At 73.7% G+C, this 18,979-nt stretch carries 17 protein-coding genes and 1 pseudogene; 11 read left to right on the forward strand and 7 right to left on the reverse strand.

The annotated features are described in order from the left end of the window. Positions 1-26: 26 nt before the first annotated feature. Both trpS and ACFYWQ_RS06830 read left to right on the forward strand, forming a co-directional pair. Positions 27-1,040, forward strand: a complete 1,014-nt coding sequence (gene trpS / locus ACFYWQ_RS06825; RefSeq protein WP_389513484.1) for a tryptophan--tRNA ligase — start codon at positions 27-29, stop codon at positions 1,038-1,040. A 183-nt stretch (positions 1,041-1,223) separates the two neighbouring features. After that, positions 1,224-1,802 (forward strand): 2'-5' RNA ligase family protein, encoded by a 579-nt coding sequence (locus tag ACFYWQ_RS06830; protein WP_389513486.1) that lies wholly within the window; start codon positions 1,224-1,226, stop codon positions 1,800-1,802. A gap of 60 nt (positions 1,803-1,862) precedes the next feature. On the opposite strand, the gene ACFYWQ_RS06835 is transcribed toward ACFYWQ_RS06830, so the two are convergent. Further along, positions 1,863-2,618 (reverse strand): decaprenylphospho-beta-D-erythro-pentofuranosid-2-ulose 2-reductase, encoded by a 756-nt coding sequence (locus tag ACFYWQ_RS06835; protein WP_389513488.1) that lies wholly within the window; start codon positions 2,616-2,618, stop codon positions 1,863-1,865. 17 nt (positions 2,619-2,635) lie between these two features. After that, positions 2,636-4,018 (reverse strand): FAD-binding protein, encoded by a 1,383-nt coding sequence (locus tag ACFYWQ_RS06840; RefSeq protein WP_389513490.1) that lies wholly within the window; start codon positions 4,016-4,018, stop codon positions 2,636-2,638. Between the two features lie 133 nt (positions 4,019-4,151). Here ACFYWQ_RS06840 and ACFYWQ_RS06845 point away from each other — a divergent pair, with 133 nt between their 5' ends. The 4 genes and pseudogenes from ACFYWQ_RS06845 (at position 4,152) to ACFYWQ_RS06860 (ending at position 7,071) form a co-directional block, all read left to right on the forward strand. Continuing rightward, on the forward strand, positions 4,152-4,694 hold the full coding sequence (locus ACFYWQ_RS06845; RefSeq protein WP_389513491.1) for a phosphatase PAP2 family protein: 543 nt from the start codon (positions 4,152-4,154) through the stop codon (positions 4,692-4,694). Beyond that, positions 4,691-5,716 carry a decaprenyl-phosphate phosphoribosyltransferase gene (locus ACFYWQ_RS06850; RefSeq protein ID WP_389513493.1) on the forward strand — a complete coding sequence of 342 codons (1,026 nt, stop codon included), beginning with the start codon at positions 4,691-4,693 and terminating at the stop codon, positions 5,714-5,716. The genes ACFYWQ_RS06845 and ACFYWQ_RS06850 overlap by 4 nt, the downstream gene beginning before the upstream one ends. Continuing rightward, positions 5,677-6,169: pseudogene (locus ACFYWQ_RS06855) on the forward strand (GtrA family protein). Before ACFYWQ_RS06850 ends, ACFYWQ_RS06855 begins: the two are co-directional and overlap by 40 nt. Further along, a complete protein-coding gene (locus ACFYWQ_RS06860; RefSeq protein WP_389513495.1) occupies positions 6,157-7,071 on the forward strand; it encodes a YihY/virulence factor BrkB family protein in 915 nt (304 codons plus the stop codon). Before ACFYWQ_RS06855 ends, ACFYWQ_RS06860 begins: the two are co-directional and overlap by 13 nt. Here ACFYWQ_RS06860 and ACFYWQ_RS06865 read toward each other — a convergent pair. Further along, entirely contained in the window at positions 7,025-8,314 is a 1,290-nt protein-coding gene (locus ACFYWQ_RS06865) for a D-alanyl-D-alanine carboxypeptidase family protein (RefSeq protein WP_389513497.1), read from the reverse strand. The two genes, ACFYWQ_RS06860 and ACFYWQ_RS06865, sit on opposite strands and share 47 nt — an antisense overlap. 91 nt (positions 8,315-8,405) lie before the next feature. Here ACFYWQ_RS06865 and ACFYWQ_RS06870 point away from each other — a divergent pair, with 91 nt between their 5' ends. From ACFYWQ_RS06870 to ACFYWQ_RS06885, 4 genes are all read left to right on the forward strand, one after another. After that, a complete protein-coding gene (locus ACFYWQ_RS06870; protein ID WP_385063974.1) occupies positions 8,406-8,645 on the forward strand; it encodes an SCO4848 family membrane protein in 240 nt (79 codons plus the stop codon). A gap of 93 nt (positions 8,646-8,738) precedes the next feature. Continuing rightward, on the forward strand, positions 8,739-10,244 hold the full coding sequence (locus ACFYWQ_RS06875; protein ID WP_389513500.1) for a metallophosphoesterase: 1,506 nt from the start codon (positions 8,739-8,741) through the stop codon (positions 10,242-10,244). 224 nt (positions 10,245-10,468) lie between these two features. Beyond that, positions 10,469-12,007 carry an ABC transporter substrate-binding protein gene (locus tag ACFYWQ_RS06880; RefSeq protein WP_389513501.1) on the forward strand — a complete coding sequence of 513 codons (1,539 nt, stop codon included), beginning with the start codon at positions 10,469-10,471 and terminating at the stop codon, positions 12,005-12,007. A gap of 121 nt (positions 12,008-12,128) precedes the next feature. Next, a complete protein-coding gene (locus tag ACFYWQ_RS06885; protein WP_389513502.1) occupies positions 12,129-12,536 on the forward strand; it encodes an ATP-binding protein in 408 nt (135 codons plus the stop codon). A 236-nt stretch (positions 12,537-12,772) separates the two neighbouring features. On the opposite strand, the gene ACFYWQ_RS06890 is transcribed toward ACFYWQ_RS06885, so the two are convergent. Beyond that, positions 12,773-14,218: an ATP-binding protein gene (locus ACFYWQ_RS06890; RefSeq protein ID WP_389513504.1), complete on the reverse strand. Its 1,446-nt coding sequence runs from the start codon at positions 14,216-14,218 to the stop codon at positions 12,773-12,775. After that, positions 14,215-14,940: a response regulator transcription factor gene (locus ACFYWQ_RS06895; RefSeq protein WP_389513506.1), complete on the reverse strand. Its 726-nt coding sequence runs from the start codon at positions 14,938-14,940 to the stop codon at positions 14,215-14,217. Before ACFYWQ_RS06895 ends, ACFYWQ_RS06890 begins: the two co-directional genes overlap by 4 nt. 171 nt (positions 14,941-15,111) lie before the next feature. On the opposite strand from ACFYWQ_RS06895, the gene ACFYWQ_RS06900 reads away from it, so the two are divergent. Next, positions 15,112-17,541: an MMPL family transporter gene (locus tag ACFYWQ_RS06900; protein WP_389514369.1), complete on the forward strand. Its 2,430-nt coding sequence runs from the start codon at positions 15,112-15,114 to the stop codon at positions 17,539-17,541. 1 nt (position 17,542) lies between these two features. Here ACFYWQ_RS06900 and ACFYWQ_RS06905 read toward each other — a convergent pair whose 3' ends face one another. Both ACFYWQ_RS06905 and ACFYWQ_RS06910 read right to left on the reverse strand, forming a co-directional pair. After that, a complete protein-coding gene (locus tag ACFYWQ_RS06905; RefSeq protein WP_389513508.1) occupies positions 17,543-18,382 on the reverse strand; it encodes a TetR/AcrR family transcriptional regulator in 840 nt (279 codons plus the stop codon). 62 nt (positions 18,383-18,444) lie between these two features. After that, positions 18,445-18,882: a VOC family protein gene (locus ACFYWQ_RS06910; protein ID WP_389513509.1), complete on the reverse strand. Its 438-nt coding sequence runs from the start codon at positions 18,880-18,882 to the stop codon at positions 18,445-18,447. Positions 18,883-18,979: the final 97 nt, after the last annotated feature.

The following is an 18,979-nucleotide window of genomic DNA, read 5'->3' on the forward strand; positions in this document are numbered from 1 at the left end:
CCCGTCTCTCTGAGAGAATGGTGAGCATGGCGAATGACCGACCTCGTGTGCTCTCCGGGATCCAGCCCACCGCAGGCTCGTTCCACCTCGGCAACTACCTCGGCGCCGTCCGCCAGTGGGTGGCCCTCCAGGAGTCCCACGACGCCTTCTACATGGTCGTCGACCTGCACGCGATCACCGTCCCGCAGGACCCGAAGGAGCTGACGGCCAACACCCGGCTGGCGGCCGCCCAGCTCCTCGCGGCCGGCCTCGACCCGGAGCGCTGCACGCTCTTCGTCCAGAGCCACGTCCCCGAGCACGCGCAGCTCGCCTGGGTGATGAACTGCCTGACCGGCTTCGGCGAGGCGTCCCGCATGACCCAGTTCAAGGACAAGTCCGCCAAGCAGGGCGCCGACCGCGCGAGCGTCGGCCTGTTCACCTACCCGGTCCTCCAGGTCGCGGACATCCTGCTCTACCAGGCGAACGAGGTCCCGGTCGGCGAGGACCAGCGCCAGCACATCGAGCTGACCCGCGACCTCGCCGAGCGCTTCAACGGCCGCTTCGGCGAGACCTTCACGATCCCCAAGCCGTACATCCTCAAGGAGACGGCGAAGATCTACGACCTCCAGGAGCCGTCGGTCAAGATGAGCAAGTCGGCGTCCACGCCGAAGGGCCTCATCAACCTCCTCGACGAGCCGAAGGCCACCGCCAAGAAGGTCAGGAGCGCGGTCACGGACACCGACACGGTCGTCCGCTACGACACCGAGAACAAGCCGGGCGTGAGCAACCTGCTCACCATCTACTCCACGCTGACCGGCGTGAGCATCCCCGAGCTGGAGCAGCGGTACGAGGGCAAGCTCTACGGCGCGCTCAAGACGGACCTCGCCGACGTCGTCGTCGACTTCGTGACCCCGTTCCGGGACCGCACCCAGCAGTACCTCGACGACCCCGAGACGCTGGACTCGATCCTGGCCAAAGGGGCCGAGAAGGCGCGTGCCGTGGCCGCGGAGACCCTCTCCCAGGCGTACGCGCGGATCGGCTTCCTGCCCGCGAAGCACTGAGGGCGCACCACCGCACACAGGGCGCGCCGGGCAGAGCGCTGCACATCACTTCCGCTGCGCCTGCCCACAGCACAGCCGTGGCCGTACAGTCGATAGCCGTACGACCGGCCACGGCCGTCGACGACGGGCCATGAACCCGGCGCCACATCCGGTACCACTTCCGGCACGACGACAGGAGACGACGTGGGGACCGTAACGATCGGTGTGTCGATCGCGGTCCCGGAGCCCCACGGCCGCCTGCTCCAGGAGCGGCGCGCGGGCTTCGGCGACGCCGCGGCTCACGGCATCCCCACGCACGTCACGCTGCTGCCGCCGACGGAGGTCGAGGCCACCGCGCTGCCGGCCGTGGAGGCGCACCTCACCGCGGTCGCCGGGGCGGGCCGCCCGTTCCCGATGCGCCTGTCCGGCACGGGCACCTTCCGGCCCCTGTCGCCGGTGGTGTACGTCCGGGTCGTCGAGGGCGCCGAGGCCTGCGCCTGGCTCCAGCAGCAGGTCCGGGACCCCGCGGGGCCCGTCCCCCGCGAGCTCCAGTTCCCCTACCACCCGCACGTCACGGTGGCGCACGGCATCGACGAGGCGGCGATGGACCGCGCGTTCGAGGAGCTCGCCGCCTACGAGGCGGACTGGTCCTGCACCGGCTTCGCCCTGTACGAGCAGGGCGCCGACGGGGTGTGGCGCAAGCTGCGCGAGTACGCCTTCGGCGGGCCGCTGGTGCCCCCGCAGGCGGCCTGCGTGGACCGCGACTCCCTGCCCGCCCGGTAGACCGCCCGGTAGACCCCGGCCGGGTCCGACCGGGGTCTACCGGGCCGGGGCCGACAGGGCCTACAGGGGCAGCCGGCGGAACACCCCGCGCGGCACGTGCCGCAGCACCGACATCACCACCCGGAGCACCCCCGGCACCCACACCGTCTCCGAGCGGCGCCGCAGACCCAGTTCGACGGCCGTGGCGACGGCCTCGGGGGTGGTCGCCAGAGGGGTCTCGTCCAGCCCCGCGGTCATCCGGGACCGGACGAACCCGGGGCGGACGACCATGACGTGGACGCCCGTGCCGTGCAGCGCGTCGCCGAGGCCCTGGGCGAAGGCGTCCAGGCCGGCCTTGCTGGAGCCGTAGATGAAGTTGGTGCGGCGGGCGCGTTCGCCGGCGACGGAGGAGAGCACGACCAGGGAGCCGTGGCCCTGGGCCTGGAGGGCGCGGGCGGCGACCAGGCAGGACGAGACGGCGCCCGTGTAGTTGGTCTGTGCGACGCGTGCGGCGGCCACGGGGTCGCGCTCGTCGCGGGCCTGCTCGCCGAGGACGCCGAAGGCGAGCAGGACCATGTCGACGTCGCCCTCGGCGAAGACCTTGCCGAGCACGGTCTCGTGGGACTCGGGATCGAGCGCGTCGAAGGGGACGGTGCGCACCTCGGCGCAGAGGTCGCGCAGCTCGGCCGCCGACTGCTCCAGGGCGGTCGAGGGGCGTCCGGCCAGCCAGACCGTGGTGGTGCGGCGGGCGATCAGCCGGCGCGCGGTGGCCAGCGCGATCTCGGACGAGCCGCCGAGGACGAGGAGGGACTGGGGGAGGCCGAAGGCGTCCTTCACGACAGCTCCTGGAGGGTTCAGAGGGAGAGACGGCGGGCGAGGTCGGAGACGAACACCCCGCGCGGGTCCAGCTCCGCGCGCAGCGCGCGGAAGTCGTCCAGCCGCGGGTACATGGCGTCGAGCACGTCCGGCCGCAGCCGGGAGTCCTTGGCGAGGTAGACCCGTCCGCCGGCCGCGGCGACCTGCTCGTCCAGCTGGTCGAGGAGGGCGGCGAGGCGGGGCAGCCCGGCCGGGATGTCCAGGGCGAGGGTCCAGCCGGGCCGGGGGAAGGAGAGCCAGCCGGGGTCGGCCTCGCCGAAGCGCTTGAGGACGGCCAGGAACGACGGGCAGCCGCGGCGCGAGAGGCGGCGCACGATCTTGCGCAGGGTGTCCTCCTCGCCGTGCCCGACGACGAACTGGTACTGCACGAAGCCGCCGCGGCCGTAGACGCGGTTCCAGTGGGGGACGCCGTCGAGGGGGTGGAAGAAGGCGGAGAGCCGCTGGAGTTCGCCGGTCCGCGCGCGGGGCGCCCTGCGGTACCAGAACTCGTTGAACAGTCCCACGGTGCGGCGGGTGAGCAGCCCCTCCGGCAGCCCCTCCGGGAGGGCGGGGGCGGGCGGGAACCGGGAGGGGCGGAAGGACAGCGGGGCCCGGCGCGCGCGGGCGGGCAGCGCCGAGCGGGGGGCGTGGTCGCCGCGGGTCAGGACGGCGCGTCCGGTGGCCGCTCCGCGCGCGAGGAGGTCGATCCAGGCGACGGAGTAGCGGTAGCCGTGGTCGGTGGCCGTCAGCCGGGCCATCAGGTCGTCGAGGTCGCTCGCCCGCTCGGTGTCGACCCTCATGAACGTCGTCTCGACCGGCTGGAGGCGGAGGGTGGCCGTGAGGACGACCCCGGTCAGCCCCATGCCGCCGGCGGTCGCGTCGAACAGGGGAGTGCCGTGGCCGACCGTGCGGACCGAGCCGTCGGCGGTGAGCAGCTCCAGCGACAGGACGTGCCGGGAGAAGGAGCCGGACACATGGTGGTTCTTGCCGTGGATGTCGGCGCCGATCGCGCCGCCCACGGTCACGTAGCGGGTGCCGGGGGTCACCGGCACGAACCAGCCGAGCGGCAGCAGCGCCTCCATGAGGCGGTGCAGGGAGACGCCCGCGTCGCACCGGACGGTCCCTCCGGCGACGTCGACGGTGTGGATCCGGTCCAGGCCCGTCATGTCGAGCACGGCCCCGCCCGCGTTCTGCGCCGCGTCCCCGTACGCCCGCCCCAGGCCCCGGGGGATGCCGCCGCGTGCCCCGCAGTCCCGGACGGCGGCCACGGCCTCCTCGTACGTCCGGGGGCGGACCAGACGGGCGGCGGTGGGGGCGGTGCGGCCCCACCCCATGACGGGGACGGTCCGGGCAGGGGCGTCGGAAACGGTCTCGGCAGGCATGTCGGCGACCGTATCGCCCCTTTGTGAGCGGTTAGTTGTGAAACATTCGCTCCCTCCCCAAAATGGGTGATTAATGGTATGTCGCTCAATATTGGCGGAGTTCCGGCGGGGTCGGCGTGAACAGTGAGTCCCCATGGACCACCACACGGATGACACCCCGGAGGACTTCGACCACCGCATCCTCGCGGCGCTCCGCGCGCGTGGTGCGGATCCGCGCGTGGCGGGGGCCGCGCGCGCCCTGTCCTGGGCGGGCGAGCACGGCGCCCTGTGGCTCGCGGGGGGACTCGTGGGCGCCGCCGTGGACGGCACCCGGCGCGGCGCCTGGCTGCGCGCCACCGCGCTCACCGCGGGCGCGCACCTCGCCAGCACCGGCGTGAAGCGGATCGTCCGCCGTCCGCGCCCCGCCCACGTCGAGCCCCTGGTGCGCACCGCCGGCCGGCACTCCTTCCCCAGCTCGCACGCCACCTCGGCGGCGGCCGCCGCCGTCGCCTACGGCGCGCTCGGCGCGTACGCCGTCGCTCCGCTCGCCGCCGCGGTGTGCCTCTCCCGCCTGGTCGTCGGCGTCCACTACCCCTCCGACGTGGCGGCGGGTGCGGCCCTCGGGGCCCTCACGGCGCGCGCGGGAGCACGCTGGATGCACGCGGGCGCCCACGGTGTGCGAGGAGGCGGGGCATGACCGAGACCGCGCCCCTCACCAAGACCCCCCTCACCAAGACCCCCCGCCCCGACCCCTCCCGCGCCTTCCCCGACCCCTCCCGCCCCGACCCCTCTCGCCCCGACCCCTCCCTCTCCGCCATCCCCCTCCCCGCCCGCACCGGCTCCCTCCTCGCCGGCCTCCTGCGCACCGCCCGCCCCAAGCAGTGGGTCAAGAACACCCTCGTCGTGGCCGCCCCCGCGGCCGCCGGCCGGCTCTTCTCCTGGACCGCCCTGACCGAACTGGCACTCGTCTTCGCCCTGTTCACCGCCTGCGCCGCCGCCGTCTACCTGATCAACGACGCCCGGGACGCCGACGCCGACCGCGCCCACCCCGTCAAACGGCACCGCCCGGTCGCCGCGGGCCAGGTCCCGGTGCCCCTCGCCCACGCCGTGGGAGGCGCCCTCGCGGTCCTCGCGCCGGCCACCGCGGCCTGGCTGACCTCGCCCGCCGTCGCGGCCCTCCTGGCGGCGTACCTCGCCATGCAACTGGCGTACTGCGTCAGCCTCAAGCACGTCCTGGTCGTCGACCTCGTCGTCGTCACGACCGGGTTCCTGATGCGGGCCATGGTCGGCGGGCTCGCGCTCGGCATCCCGCTGTCGCGCTGGTTCCTGATCACCACCGGGTTCGGGGCGCTGTTCATGGTGTCGGCCAAGCGCTACTCCGAGGCCGTGCAGATGGCCGGCAAGGAGGGCGCCACCCGCGCGCTGCTCACCGAGTACACCACCGGCTACCTGCGCTTCGTCTGGCAACTGGCCGCCGGGGTCGCCGTCCTCGGCTACTGCCTGTGGGCCCTGGAGGAGGGCGGCGTCCCGTACCCGGGCGTGCTGCCCTGGCGCCAGCTGTCGGTGGTCGCCTTCATCCTCGCCGTCCTGCGCTACGCCGTCTTCGCCGACCGCGGCACCGCCGGCGAACCCGAGGAGGTCGTCCTCGGCGACCGCGCCCTCACCCTGATCGGAGCCGCCTGGGCCGCCATGTACGGGCTGGCGGTGGCCCATTGGTGAGAACGGCACCGCGGCGGGGCGAGCTGCTCGGCTTCGCCGCCGTCGGCCTCCTCGCCTACGCCGCCGACCTCGCCCTCTTCACCCACCTGCGCGGCCCGGCCGGCCTCGACCCGCTCACCGCCAAGGCCCTCTCCTTCCTGGCCGGCTGCACGGTCGCCTACGCGGGCAACGCCCTCGGCCCCTACCGGCACGCGCGCGTGACGGGCCCGCGCCCCTACGCCGTGTTCCTCGCGGTGAACCTCGCCGGCGCCCTCGTCCAGCTCCTCTGTCTCGCCGTCAGCCACTATGGTCTCGGCTTCACCTCACACCGCGCGGACACCGTCTCCGGGGCCGGCGTCGGCATGGCGCTGGCGACCGTCCTGCGGTTCTGGGGTACACGGACATGGGTGTTCGGCGCGGGCCGGAGCACGGGGCGGAACTGACGAGGGCGGGGTCGGATCATGGACTGGCTGAAAAGACTCCCCGGGATCGGCCCGTTCGTCACGCGCCTGACGGCCACGCACGCGTGGCGGTCGTTCGAGCGGCTGGACCGCGTGAAGTGGACGCGGCTGGCCGCGGCGATGACGTTCACCAGTTTCATCGCGCTCTTCCCGCTGCTCACCGTGGCCGCCGCGATCGCCGCCGCCGCGTTCGGCCGCGACCAGCAGCACACCCTGGAGGACCGGCTCGCCGAGCAGGTGCCCGGCATCTCCGACCAGCTCGACATCGACGCCCTGGTGCAGAACGCCGGCACCGTCGGTCTCATCGCCGGTGCCGCCCTGCTGTTCACCGGCGTCGGCTGGGCGGGCGCGACGCGCGAGTGCCTGCGCGCGGTGTGGGAGCTGCCCGACGACGAGGACAACCCGGTCCTGCGCAAGGCCAAGGACCTCGGCGTCCTCGTCGGCCTGGGCGGCGCCGTCCTCGTCACCCTCGCCGCCTCCACCGTCGCCTCCGCGATGGTCGGCTGGATCACCCGGCAGCTCGGCATCGACGAGGGCGGCTGGGGCGGGGTGCTGCTGCGCCTCGCCGCCTTCTCCGTCGCCGTCCTCGCCGACTTCCTGCTGCTCCTCTACGTCCTGACCCTGCTGCCCGGCGTCGAGCCCCGGCGGCGCCGCCTGGTGGTGGCGGCGCTGACCGGCGCGGTCGGCTTCGAACTGCTGAAACTGCTGCTCAGCGGCTACCTCCAGGGCGTGGCCGCGAAGAGCATGTACGGCGCGTTCGGGGTGCCCATCGCCCTGCTGCTGTGGATCAACTTCACCGCGAAGCTGGTCCTGTTCTGCGCCGCCTGGACGGCGACGGGCAGCGCGGCGGACACACCGGACACCGGCGTCAGCGGCGACGGCGCACCAGATCCGGCAGCGGCCAGCGGCGGTTGACCAGGAACGCGGCGCCCGCCAGCAGCACCAGCAGACCGCCGGTCACGGCCAGCGCGACGCCCATGCCGCCCGAGCCGCCCTCGGGCACCGCGCTCGCCACGGGCTTGCCCGACACGTTCCCGGTGCCGCCGTCCTCGCCGGAGGCGCCGTCCGAGGCGCCCGCGCTGGGCTCCGCGCCGGCCTGGGCGGCGCCCGTCGGCGCCACCAGCTCGCCCACCGGCTGCACCTTGCCGGCGGCCTGGAAGCCCCAGTCGAACAGGGCGGCGGTCTCCTTGTAGACCTCGTTGTGGTCCGTCTTCTCCGGGTTCATCACCGTGACCAGCAGCACCCGGCCGTCGCGCTCGGCGACGCCGGTGAAGGTGGCGCCCGCGTTGGTGGTGTTGCCGTTCTTGACGCCGGCGATGCCCTCGTACTGGCTTATGTCGTAGTCGCCGGACAGGAGCCGGTTGGTGTTCTGGATCTCGAAGGTCTCGCGGACCGTCTTGCCCTTCTTGTTCTTCGTCGTCGCCCCCGGGAACTTCGCCGTCACCGTCGAGCAGTACTCCCGGAAGTCCTTCTTCTGGAGCCCGGAGCGGGCGATCAGCGTCAGGTCGTACGCCGAGGAGACCTGGCCGGAGGCGTCGTAGCCGTCGGGGGAGACCGCGTGGGTGTCGAGGGCCTGGAGCTCCTCGGCGTGCGCGTTCATCTCCGCGACCGTCTTCTCGACACCGCCGTTCATCGACGACAGCACGTGCACGGCGTCGTTGCCGGAGCGCAGGAAGACACCGAGCCACAGGTCGTGCACGGTGTAGGTCTCGTTCTCCTTTATGCCGACCAGGCTGGAGCCGGAGCCGATGCCCTCCAGGTCCTTCGCCTGCACCGTGTGCTGCGTGCTGCTCGGGAAGTTCGGCAGCACGGTGTCGGCGAAGAGCATCTTCAGGGTGCTCGCCGGGGGCAGGCGCCAGTGCGCGTTGTGGGCGGCGAGCACCTCGCCGGACTCGGCGTCCGCGACGATCCACGACCGGGCCGTCAGGTCCTCGGGCAGCACCGGGGCGCCGCCCGCGAGGTCCACCTGCGTCCCGGCCCGCCCGAGGCGTTCACCGCCGACGGTGGACATGTCCGCCGGGGGAGTGGCCGAGGCGGAGGCCGACGGTGAGGGGCTCGGGGCCGCCAGGGACACGGGCGCGGTCAGCGCGAGGGACGCGAGGGTCGCGGAGGTGACCAGCAGGGAACGCCTGACGGTCTGCTTCAGAGGAGCGGGCACGACGGAGAACGTACCTGGCGGGCGACGGGAAGTCCCATCCCCCTCCCCACCCCCGGCACGGAACCGGACACCGGTTGGCGATACTGGAGGTATGAAGCTCAGCCGCCCGGTGTCCTGGTTCCTGCTCGCCTTCGGGGTGTGGAGCTGGGTCATCTGGGTCACTTTCGTCAAAAACCTGATCAAGGACAGCAGCGGGCTCGCCTTCGACGACGGCGATCCCACGGCGTACTTCTGGGTCCACCTGACACTCGCCGTCGTCTCCTTCGTACTGGGGACGGTCATCGGGGTCATCGGGTTGCGCGGACTGCGCGCCCTGCGCCGCACGCGATAACCGATCGTCCCGGCGCTCCGGCGCCCGGCGCACCGGCCGGACCGCCGGACGCCGTTCGCGGACGCCCAAGCCGACAGCGGGGATTACGACACCGTGGCCATCCTTTTCGTGCTGCTCGCCCTGGCCGTCCTGGTGACGGCCAACTGGTACCTGTGGCGCCGCCTGTTCCGCGACACCACCCGCGCCCCCGGGTGGGTGCGGCGCGGCGGCGCGGTGCTGATCGCGGGCGGGTGGGCGCTGGCCGTCGGCGCCCTGGTCGCCGAGCGCACGGGCGCTCCCTTCTGGCTCCAGCGCGTCCTGGCCTGGCCCGGCTTCCTCTGGCTGGCGCTGTCGATCTACCTGCTGCTGGCGGTGGTCGTGGGCGAGGCCGTCCGCCCGCTGCTGCGGCGGTACCTGGAGCGGCGCGGGCCCGCCACGGCGGCCGTGTCCCACCCGCGGCCGGCACCGGCGGGCGGCACGCCGCACGAGCAGCGGCCCGCACCGGCCCGGGCCGTCCCCTCGGCCGACGCCTCGGCCCGTTCCTCCGCCGATGCCCCGGCCCATGCCTCCGCCGGTGGTCCGGCCGATGCCCCGGCCCGTTCCTCCGCCGGTGGTCCGGCCGACGCCTCGGCCCGTTCCTCCGCCGGTGGTCCGGCCGACGCCCCGGCCGATTCGTCCCCCGGCGCCCCTGAAGGGTCCCTCCGCACCTCCGACGGAGCCCGCCGCACCCCCGACGGTTCCCCCACCACCCCCGACAGTCCCCCCGCCACCCCGTCCCCCCTGCTCGTCGCCGCGCCCTCCCGCCGGCTGTTCGTCTCGCGGGTGATCGGCGGCGCCGCGGCCGCGGCCGCCGTCGGGACGGTCGGGTACGGCACGTACGGCGTCCTCGACGGGCCGGCGGTCAAGCGGGTCACGGTCCCGCTGGCCAAGCTGCCGCGCGCGGCGCACGGCTACCGGATCGCCGTCGTCAGCGACATCCACCTGGGGCCGGTCCTCGGCCGGGGCTTCGCCCAGCGGGTCGTCGACACGATCAACGGCACCCAGCCCGACCTGATCGCCGTCGTGGGCGACCTGGTCGACGGCAGCGTGAAGGACCTGGGCCCGGCGGCGGCCCCGCTCGCGCGACTGAAGGCGCGCCACGGCAGCTTCTTCGTCACCGGCAACCACGAGTACTTCTCCGGCGCCGAGCAGTGGGTCGAGGAGGTGCGCCGGCTCGGTCTGCGCCCCCTGGAGAACGCCCGCACCGAACTGCCCTGGTTCGACCTGGCGGGCGTCAACGACGTCGCGGGCGAGAGCGAGGGCCAAGGGCCCGACTACGCCGCGGCGCTCGGCGACCGCGACACCACGCGCGCGTGCGTGCTCCTCGCCCACCAGCCCGTGCAGATCCACGACGCCGTCGACCACGGCGTCGACCTCCAGCTCTCCGGCCACACCCACGGCGGCCAGCTCTGGCCCGGCAACCTCCTCGCCGCGGCCGCGAACCCGACGGTGGCGGGCCTGGAGCGCTACGGCGACACCCAGCTGTACGTCTCCCGCGGCGCCGGCGCCTGGGGCCCGCCCACGCGGGTGGGCGCGCCGTCGGACATCACGGTCGTCGAACTCGCCTCGACCCGCGCCTGACGTTCCGTCACCAGGCGTCCGCCCAGGGCGAGGAGAACGTGGGGAGGCGCTGTGAAACTCGGCTGAAACAACCGGTCGGCAAGTTCTTTCCCATCTCGCCAGATTCCTCTTCCCCCGGATGAAACACGTGTGGTTAGGTGAGCCCCGCCGCCATAGGGGGGTGGCACTGGGAGGCCGGGCCTGTGGCCTGGGGAGGGCAGGGCACCACCATGCGATCGGTTCGCATGCGCATCCTCGCGACGCTGCTGGTTCTCGCGGCCGTCGGAGTGGGCGGCTGGCAACTGCTGCCGTCGCAGGGCGCCTCGGGCAAGGCCATCAAAGTCGGCACGACGGACACCGTCACCTCGCTCGACCCGGCCGGCGCCTACGACGCGGGCTCCTGGGCGCTGTTCAGCAACGTCTACCAGTCACTGCTCACCTACGAGTCCGGCGGCGCCGAGCCCGTGCCGGACGCGGCCGAGAGCTGCTCCTTCGACGGCAGCGGGCTGACCACGTACGTCTGCGAGCTGCGCGACGACCTCACGTTCCCCAGCGGCCGCACGGCGGACGCCCAGGACGTGAAGTTCTCCTTCGACCGGGTCAAGAAGATCAACGCCGATGTCGGTCCCGCGTCCCTTTTCTCCACCCTGAAGTCGGTGGAGGCCGACGGCCGCACCGTCACCTTCCACCTGACCTCGCCGGACGCCACCTTCCCGTTCAAGGTGGCGTCGGGGGCCGGCTCGATCGTGGACCGCGAGCGCTACCCCGCCGACGCCCTGCGCACCGACGACCAGGTCGACGGCACCGGACCGTACGAACTCACCCGGTACAGCAAGGGCAAGCGGGTCGACCTCGCCCCCAGCGAGCGCTACGAGGGCGCGGTGAAGACCGGCGGGTCCGTCGAACTGCGCTACTACGCCGACCCGGAGGCGCTCGACAAGGCCTGGAAGGCCGAGAAGGTCGACGTCGCCACGCGCCAGCTCCCGCCGAGCGTGCTCGCCGCGCTCGACCCCGGCGACACCGGCCAGCGGATCGTCGAGGCCGAGAGCTCCGACACCCGCAACCTGTACTTCAACACCCGCTCCGGCTCCCCGCTGCACGACGCCGACGTGCGCAAGGCGACGGCCTGGCTGATCGACCGCGAGCAACTGGCCGCCTCCGTGTACAAGGGCACGGTCGAGCCCCTGTACTCGCTCATCCCGGCCGGCATCACCGGCCACACCACGTCGTTCTTCGACGACTACCCGGACCAGAACCCCGACAAGGCGCGCCGGCTCCTGGAGAAGGCCGGCGTCGACATCCCGGTCCGCTTCACCTACGGCTACGGCCTGGGCAGCGCCGCCGCCGCCCAGGAGGCCCAGGAGCTCAAGCGGCAACTGGAGGCCAGCGGCCTGTTCGAGGTGTCGGTCAAGGGCTACGAGTGGACCGACTTCCAGAAGCGCTGGGCGTCCGGCGGGCTCGACGCGTACGCCGTCGGCTGGGTCGCCGACTACCCCGACCCGGACACCTTCGGTGCCTCGCTCGTCGGCACGGACTCCAGCATGAACACCGGCTACAGCAGCAAGGCCGTCGACGCGTACATCCGGGACAGCCAGCAGTACGCCGACCGCGGCGCCGCCGCCGCCGACTTCCGCGCACTCCAGGAGGTCATCGCCCAGGACGTGCCGGTCGTCCCGCTGTGGCAGCGCAAGGAGTACGTCCTCACCAGCGCCGACGTGGGCGGCGGCCAGTACCTGGTGGACGGCAACGGCGTGTTCCGGCTGTGGCGGCTGAACTGGATCTGAGCCGGATCCGAGCGGACCCGGGCCGGCTCCTCGGGCGGCCCGGGCATGCGCCCGTGTGACACCGGGCAGTCACCCGACGGGGCACCATGTGGTGGAGGTGTGCGCGGGGTGAGGAGCAGACGTGTCGAGACGCAACTCCTTCCGGCTGCCCCGGCATCCGGCGTCCGTGGGCCTCGCCCGGCGCCGGGTCCGTGATCACCTGGCCGACTGGGGCCACCACCCCGACGACCCGGCCCTCCAGGACGTGGTCCTGATCGTGTCCGAGCTGGCCACCAACGCCGTACGGCACGGTGCCCCGCACGAGCGCGAGGTCGAGGTGGCCGTCACCGCCCTGGCCGACGGCTCCTGCCTCGTCGAGGTCTCCGACGAGGGCCGGCTCGAACCCCGCCCGCGCGTCGTCACGGAGTGGGAGGAACAGGGCCGCGGCCTCCACCTCGTGGAGACCCTCGCCGCCACGTGGGGCGTCTGGAACCGGGGCCGGCACGGCAAGACGGTGTGGGCACTGGTCACCCCGCCCGACACCCCCTGACCACCGCACTCCGCCCACCCGCGCCCGCCCCGCCGTCCGGTCCGCCCCGCTGTCCTCCCGCGCCCGCCCCGCCGTCCGGTCCGCCCCGCTGTCCTCCCGAGCCCGTCCCGCCGTCCGGTCCGCCCCGCTGTCCTCCCGAGCCCGTCCCGCCGTCCGGTCCGCGCCGCCGTCCGCCCGAGCCCGCCCCGCCGTCCGGCCCGAGCCCGCCCCGCCGTCCGCCCGAGCCCGTCCCGCCGTCACCCGCACGCCGGCCCGCGCCCCGGCAGTTCCACGGTCACCGTCAGGCCCTCCCCCGGGGACGTCCGGACGGTCACCTCGCCGCCGTGGGCGTGGACCACGCCCTGCACGATCGCCAGGCCCAGGCCGCTGCCGGCGCCGCCGCCGGCCCGGAAGAAGCGGTCGAAGACGCGCGCCGCGTCGTCCGGGGCCAGCCCCGGTCCCTTGTCCGCCACGAGCAGCCGTACGGCGCCGTCGGCGCGCTCCACGGCGAGCCGCACCGGCACGTCGGCGGGCGTGTGCGTACGGACGTTGGCGACGAGGTTGGCGAGGACCTGCCGCAGGCCCGACTCGTCGGCCCGCACCAGGACCGCCCCCGCGGCGTCGACGGTGACGGGCCGTCCGGGCTGCTGGGCGCGCAGGTCCTCGGCCGCGTCCCGCACCAGCCGGCTCACGTCGACCTCGCGCAGCCGCAGCTCGGGCCGCTGGTCGAGACGGGCCAGCGTGAGCAGCTCGTCGACGAGCCGGCCCATGCGGTCCACCTCGCCGTTCATCCGGTCCCAGGCCCGCCGCCGCTCCGCCGGATCGCGCAGCATGCCCTGGTCGTACAGCTGGAGGTAGCCGCGGATCGCGGAGAGCGGGGTGCGCAGCTCGTGCGAGGCGTCGGCGACGAACCGGCGCAGCTGGGCCGCGCTGTGCTCGCGCGTGCGGTACGCCGTCTCCACCTGGTGCAGCATGGAGTTCAGGGCGAGCCGCAGCTGTTCGACCTCCTGGGTGGGGTGGTGGCTGGAGGGCACGCGCCGGGTGAGGTCGCCCTCCGCTATGGCCGAGGAGGTCTCCACCATGTCCTCCAGCGGCCGCATCCGCCGCCGCACGCTGAACAGGGTCAGACAGGCGAGCAGCGCCAGCAGCAGCGTGCCGACGGCCAGGTCGAGTTTGAGGGCCTTGACCAGGCCCTTGTGCAGGGCGTCGGTGGAGGTGGCCAGCAGGACGTACGTGCCGTCGGCGAGGCGGGTCGCGGTCGCCCGGTAGGGAGCGCCGTGCACGGTGACGTCGTACGGGTCCGGGGCCCGGGCGAGGGCGCCGGGGTCGTCGACGGCGTCCGCCAGTCCCCGCTGCGCCTCGGTCGGCTCGATGCCGAACACGGTCACCGCCCGGCCCCGGGCGTCCACCGCGGCGAAGACCGAGTCCGGTGTCGGCTGTTCGTCGGCGTGCTCGGGCACCAGCCGGTCCCGGACGAAGCCCAGGATCCGTACCGAGTCGATCTGCCGCAGGGTGAGCCCCGAACCGGCCAGTGAGGAACGGGTCTTGGTCAGTTCGGAGTCGACCTGGTCCAGCAGGTAGTGCCGCATGCCCACCAGGCTGACGGCGGTCGCGGCGACGATGCCGAGCGCGAGCAGCGCCACGTTCGCCGCGGTCAGCTTGGCGCGCAGGGAGTGGACGCCGTGCCGGTGCGCCCGCCTCATGCCAGCCCGTACCCCACGCCCCGCCGCGTGGTGATCAACGGCGGTCCCAGCGCGTCCAGCTTGCGCCGCAGATAGCTGATGTAGGTCTCGACGACCGTCGACTCGGGCGGGGTGTGCTCGTACTGCCAGACGTGGCGCAGCAGTTGCTCCTTGGGCACGATCCGGCCGCCGTTGCGCACCAGGAAGCGCAGCAGCGCGTACTCGGTGGGGGTGAGCTCGACCGTGCGGCCCGCCCGGTGCGCGCTGTACGTCGTCTCGTCGAGCTCCAGGTCGCCGTAGCGCAGCGGCGGTCTGCGCGGGAGGACGTCCGCCGGCCGGGTGCGGCGCAGGACCGCCGTGACGCGGGCGACGACCACGTCGATGTCGAACGGCTTGGTGATGTAGTCGTCGCCGAAGCCGAGGGCGCCGACGATCTCGGCGGGCGCGTCCCGCGCGGTCAGGAAGACCAGGGCCGTCTCCGGCCGTCGGGCGCGCAGCTCACGCCCCAGCGCCCGCCCGTCCCCGTCCGGCAGCATCACGTCCAGCAGCGCCACGTCGACGGGGGGCCGCCCGCGCGCGCCCGTCCGGGTGTGGGGCGGGGTGAGCTCGGTCAGCGCGAGGGCCTCGCGGACCGTGCCCGCGGTGAGGACCTCGAAGCGGTGGAAGCGCAGGGCGATGGCGAGGACGTCCGAGATGCTCGGCTCGTCCTCCACGACCAGCACGGTGCCGGGGGCCGTCGTCATGTCCCCAGTATCGGCGGGCCCGCCGACGGCCGGACCGGTTCCCGCTTTGGAGTTCCTTGAGAGTCACGCCCGTTCGCCGCCACGAGCGCGCGGAGCCGCCCATGCTGGCGCCCAGGACCTGGGGGACCGACCGAATCCGATCGGCGAAGAAGGAGTTCAGGCGTGGCGGCATTGGCGCGATGGTGCTATCGGCACCGGCTGGTGGTCCTGTTGCTGTGGGTGGGGGCGCTGTTCGGCCTGGGGTTCTCGGCGTCGACGGCGGGCACGGACTACGCGAACGTGTTCTCCCTCCCGGACACGGACTCCAAGAAGGCGTACGACCTGATGGAGAAGGCGTTCCCCGCGCGCGCGGGCGACACCGACACGGTCGTGTGGAAGGTCGACGAGGGCTCGGTGCGCGACGAGGACGTACGGTCCCGGATCCAGCCCGCGCTCGACGAGATAGCGGACATGGCGGGCGTCGGCGGTGTCACCGGCCCCTACGCGGGGCCCGAGGGCGCGGCGCAGGTCAGCCGTGACGGGCGGACCGCGTACGCCCAGGTCACCTTCACCGACCAGGCGAACGCCGTCCCGAAGGAACTCGTCGAGGACGTCGTCGACACCGCGCGGGACGCCGGCCGCGACGGTCTGCGGGTGGAGCTGGGCGGCCAGGCGATCCAGCGGGTGCAGGAGCCGCCGACCGGACTGGCCGAGATGGTCGGCCTCGCCGCCGCCGCGATCGTGCTGTTCCTCGCCTTCGGCTCGCTGTTCTCGATGCTGCTGCCGATCGCCGTGGCGGTCTTCGGCGTGGGCATGGGTCTGTTCGGCACCCAGCTCCTCAGCCATGTCACCGACGTCCCCGACCTGGCCCCGCTGCTCGCCTCCCTCATCGGCCTCGGCGTCGGCATCGACTACGCCCTGTTCATCGTCACCCGGCACCGCAAGGGCGTCCTGCGTGGCCTGGACCCCGAGGAGTCGGCGGTCACCGCCCTCGACACCTCGGGCCGGGCGGTGCTGTTCGCGGGCGGCACGGTGTGCATCGCGCTCGCCGGGATGCTGGTGACGAACCTGCGCTTCCTGGACGGGGTGGTGATCGGCACCTCCCTGACGGTCGTCCTGAGCGTGCTGGCGGCCACCACCCTGCTGCCCGCGCTGCTCGGCTTCCTCGGCCCGCGCGTGCTCAGCCGCCGGCAGCGGCGCAGGCTCGCCGCGCGGGGCCCCGAGGAGGAGAGGGCGAGCGGTCCGGCGGCCCGCTGGTCCGCGGGCGTGCAGCGCCGGCCCCGTACGGTCGCCGTGCTCGCCCTCGCCGTGATGGCCGTGCTGGCCCTGCCCGTGCTCTCGCTGCGCCTCGGCGCCACCGACCAGGGCAACGACGACACGACCACGACCACCCGGCAGGCCTACGACCTGCTCGCCGAGGGCTTCGGACCGGGCTTCAACGGCCCCCTCCAGGTGGTCGTGTCGGACGGCGACAGCACGGCCCTGGTCCAGGGCATCGAGGACGCGCCGGGCGTCGCCCGGGTCGCCGCGCTGCCGCCCGCCCGGGGCGTCACCGTCATCCAGGTGGTGCCGACGACCTCGCCCCAGTCCGAGGAGACCGACGCCCTCATCGACCGCCTGCGCGACGACGTGATCCCACGGGCGGGGGCCGAGGCGCACGTCGGCGGGGTCACGGCCGTCTCCAAGGACTTCGCGACCGTCACCGGCGACCGCCTGCCCCTGTTCGTCGCGACCATCATCGGCCTGGGCTTCCTGCTCCTGCTGGTCGCCTTCCGGTCCCTGGTGGTGCCGCTGACGGCTGCCGTGATGAACCTGGTCGCGGCGGCGGCCTCCTTCGGCGTCCTCGTCGCCGTCTTCCAGTGGGGCTGGGGCCTGGACCTGCTCGGCCTCGGCAAGGAGGGCCCGGTCAACGCGTTCCTGCCGGTCATCATGCTGTCCCTGCTCTTCGGGCTGTCCATGGACTACCAGGTGTTCCTGGTCAGCCGGATGCACGAGGAGTGGGTGCACACCCGGGACAACGCGCGCGCGGTGCGCGTCGGCCTCGCCGAGACCAGCCGCGTGATCAACTCGGCGGCGCTCATCATGGTCTGCGTGTTCCTCGCGTTCGTGCTGAGCGGCGACTCGGGCGCGGCGATGGCGGGCGTGGGCCTGGCGGCCGCGGTCGCCCTGGACGCCTTCATCCTGCGCACGGCCCTGGTCCCGGCCGCGATGCACCTGCTCGGCACGTCGAACTGGTGGCTGCCGGCGTGGCTGGACAAGCGGCTGCCGCACCTGGCGGTGGAGCCCGGTGAGCAGGCGCCGCGGCCCGCGCCGGCCGGCGGTCCGGCCTCGGTGGTCCACGGCTTCGTACGGGACGCGGCCGGCGAGCCGGTCGAGGGCGCGGCGGTCACCCTGATGTCCCAGGGCGGACGCCGACTGGACCGCGTCACCTCCCTCGCCGACGGCTCCTACATCCTCGCGGTCCCGGCGCCGGGGGCGTACCTGGTGGCGACGACGGCGCCCTCGTACGCCTCCCGCGCGCGGCACGTGGTGATCACCGACGAGCCGCTGGTCCACGACGTGGACCTCACGGAGCCGTCGGGCGACGAGGCGGACGAGGTGGACGCGGTGAACCAGGCCTGAACTAGGCGCGGTCCGTGCCCCCCGTGCCCTCCGTGCCCTCCGTGTCCTCCACGTCGTCCGTGTCGTCCGCCGGGCCCGGTGCGTTCTTCCGCGCCGGGTCCGGCAGGGCCTTCGTCATGCCGGGCAGGAAGTCCGTGAACAGCTCGTGCACCTCGTGGACGAGGGGCCGCAGCACCCGGAAGCGGGACAGTGCCACGCCCCGCGCGGTCAGCCGGGCGCCCCGCTCCGCGAGCCGGTAGCTGCGCTCACGGCCCTCCGTACGGTCGAAGATCCAGTACAGGACGAGCCCCATGTGGGAGAGCCACATCAGCTCGGGCAGCACCTCCCGCAGCTCCTCCGGCACCTTGGTCCGTGTCGCCCCCGCCAGCACCTCCTTGTGGACGCCGATCGCCTCCACGCGCGCGTGCTCCGACTCCGGGGAGAAGGGGCTGAGCGGGCTGTCCGGGTCGGCGGCGTTCTTGAAGAACTGCACGGCGAACTCGTGGTACGGCGTGGCCAGGTCCAGCCAGGTCCGCAGCACGCCCGCCAGCCGTGCCTCCAGTCCCGTCTCCCGGGCCAGCACCTCCCGGACCGCCTCCCGGTGCTCGGCGGCGAGCCGGTCGTAGAAGCCCTGGATCAGGTGCTCCTTGCCGGCGAAGTAGTAGTAGGCGTTCCCGACCGAGACCCCGGCCTCCTGGGCGATGGCCCGCATCGTCGTCCTGTCGTACCCGCGCTCCTGGAAGAGCCGCATCGCGGTCTCCAGGATCAGCGCCCGGGTCTGCTCGGACTTGGACCGTGCGGCGGCCCCGTGGCTCTCGGTCGGGGGAGCGGCCTCACCGGGGCCGTCGTGGTTCGCGGACACGACGAGAGCCTAACGACTCCGCCTGTCACCGCCCGCGCGGGCCGACCGGGCGGGCCCGCCGGCTACGCCCTCGCCCCGCCCGCCGCGGCCCGTCCCCGGCCCAGCTCCGGGCGCTTGGAGTAGTCGGTGAAGCCGAGGACGTTCCCCCACGGGTCGGCGACCTCGACGGTCCAGCCGGTGGCGACGGAGAACGGCTCGTCGAGCGGCGGAACGCCGGCGGACGCCAGCCGGCGGGCCGCCGCCCGCGCGTCCGGCACCTCCAGCCAGACGCGCGGCGCGGCCCACGGCGGCGGCCGGTGCGTCAGCGCCTCCTCCTCCCGCAGCAGGATCCCGGGGGTCTCGCCGCCGACGTCCAGCAGCGCGATCCCGGCCTCGTCGAACCGGAACGCGACCGCGAACCCGGCCCGTTCGTAGAACCCCACGGCCTCGCCGAGGTCCCCCACGGGCAGCAGGACGTTGTCGAAGCCGAGCAGGTCGTAGGACAACTGGTCATCTGACATACCGTCAGGGTACGTGCGCGGGTCCCCTTCCCCGCCGAGGACGTGCCCGGAGCCCCTGACTTCTCCGGGGCCCGATTCTTCGGGCAAGATGACCTGA

It is taken from the genome of Streptomyces sp. NPDC003247, from assembly GCF_042888135.1.
Taxonomy (GTDB): domain Bacteria; phylum Actinomycetota; class Actinomycetes; order Streptomycetales; family Streptomycetaceae; genus Streptomyces.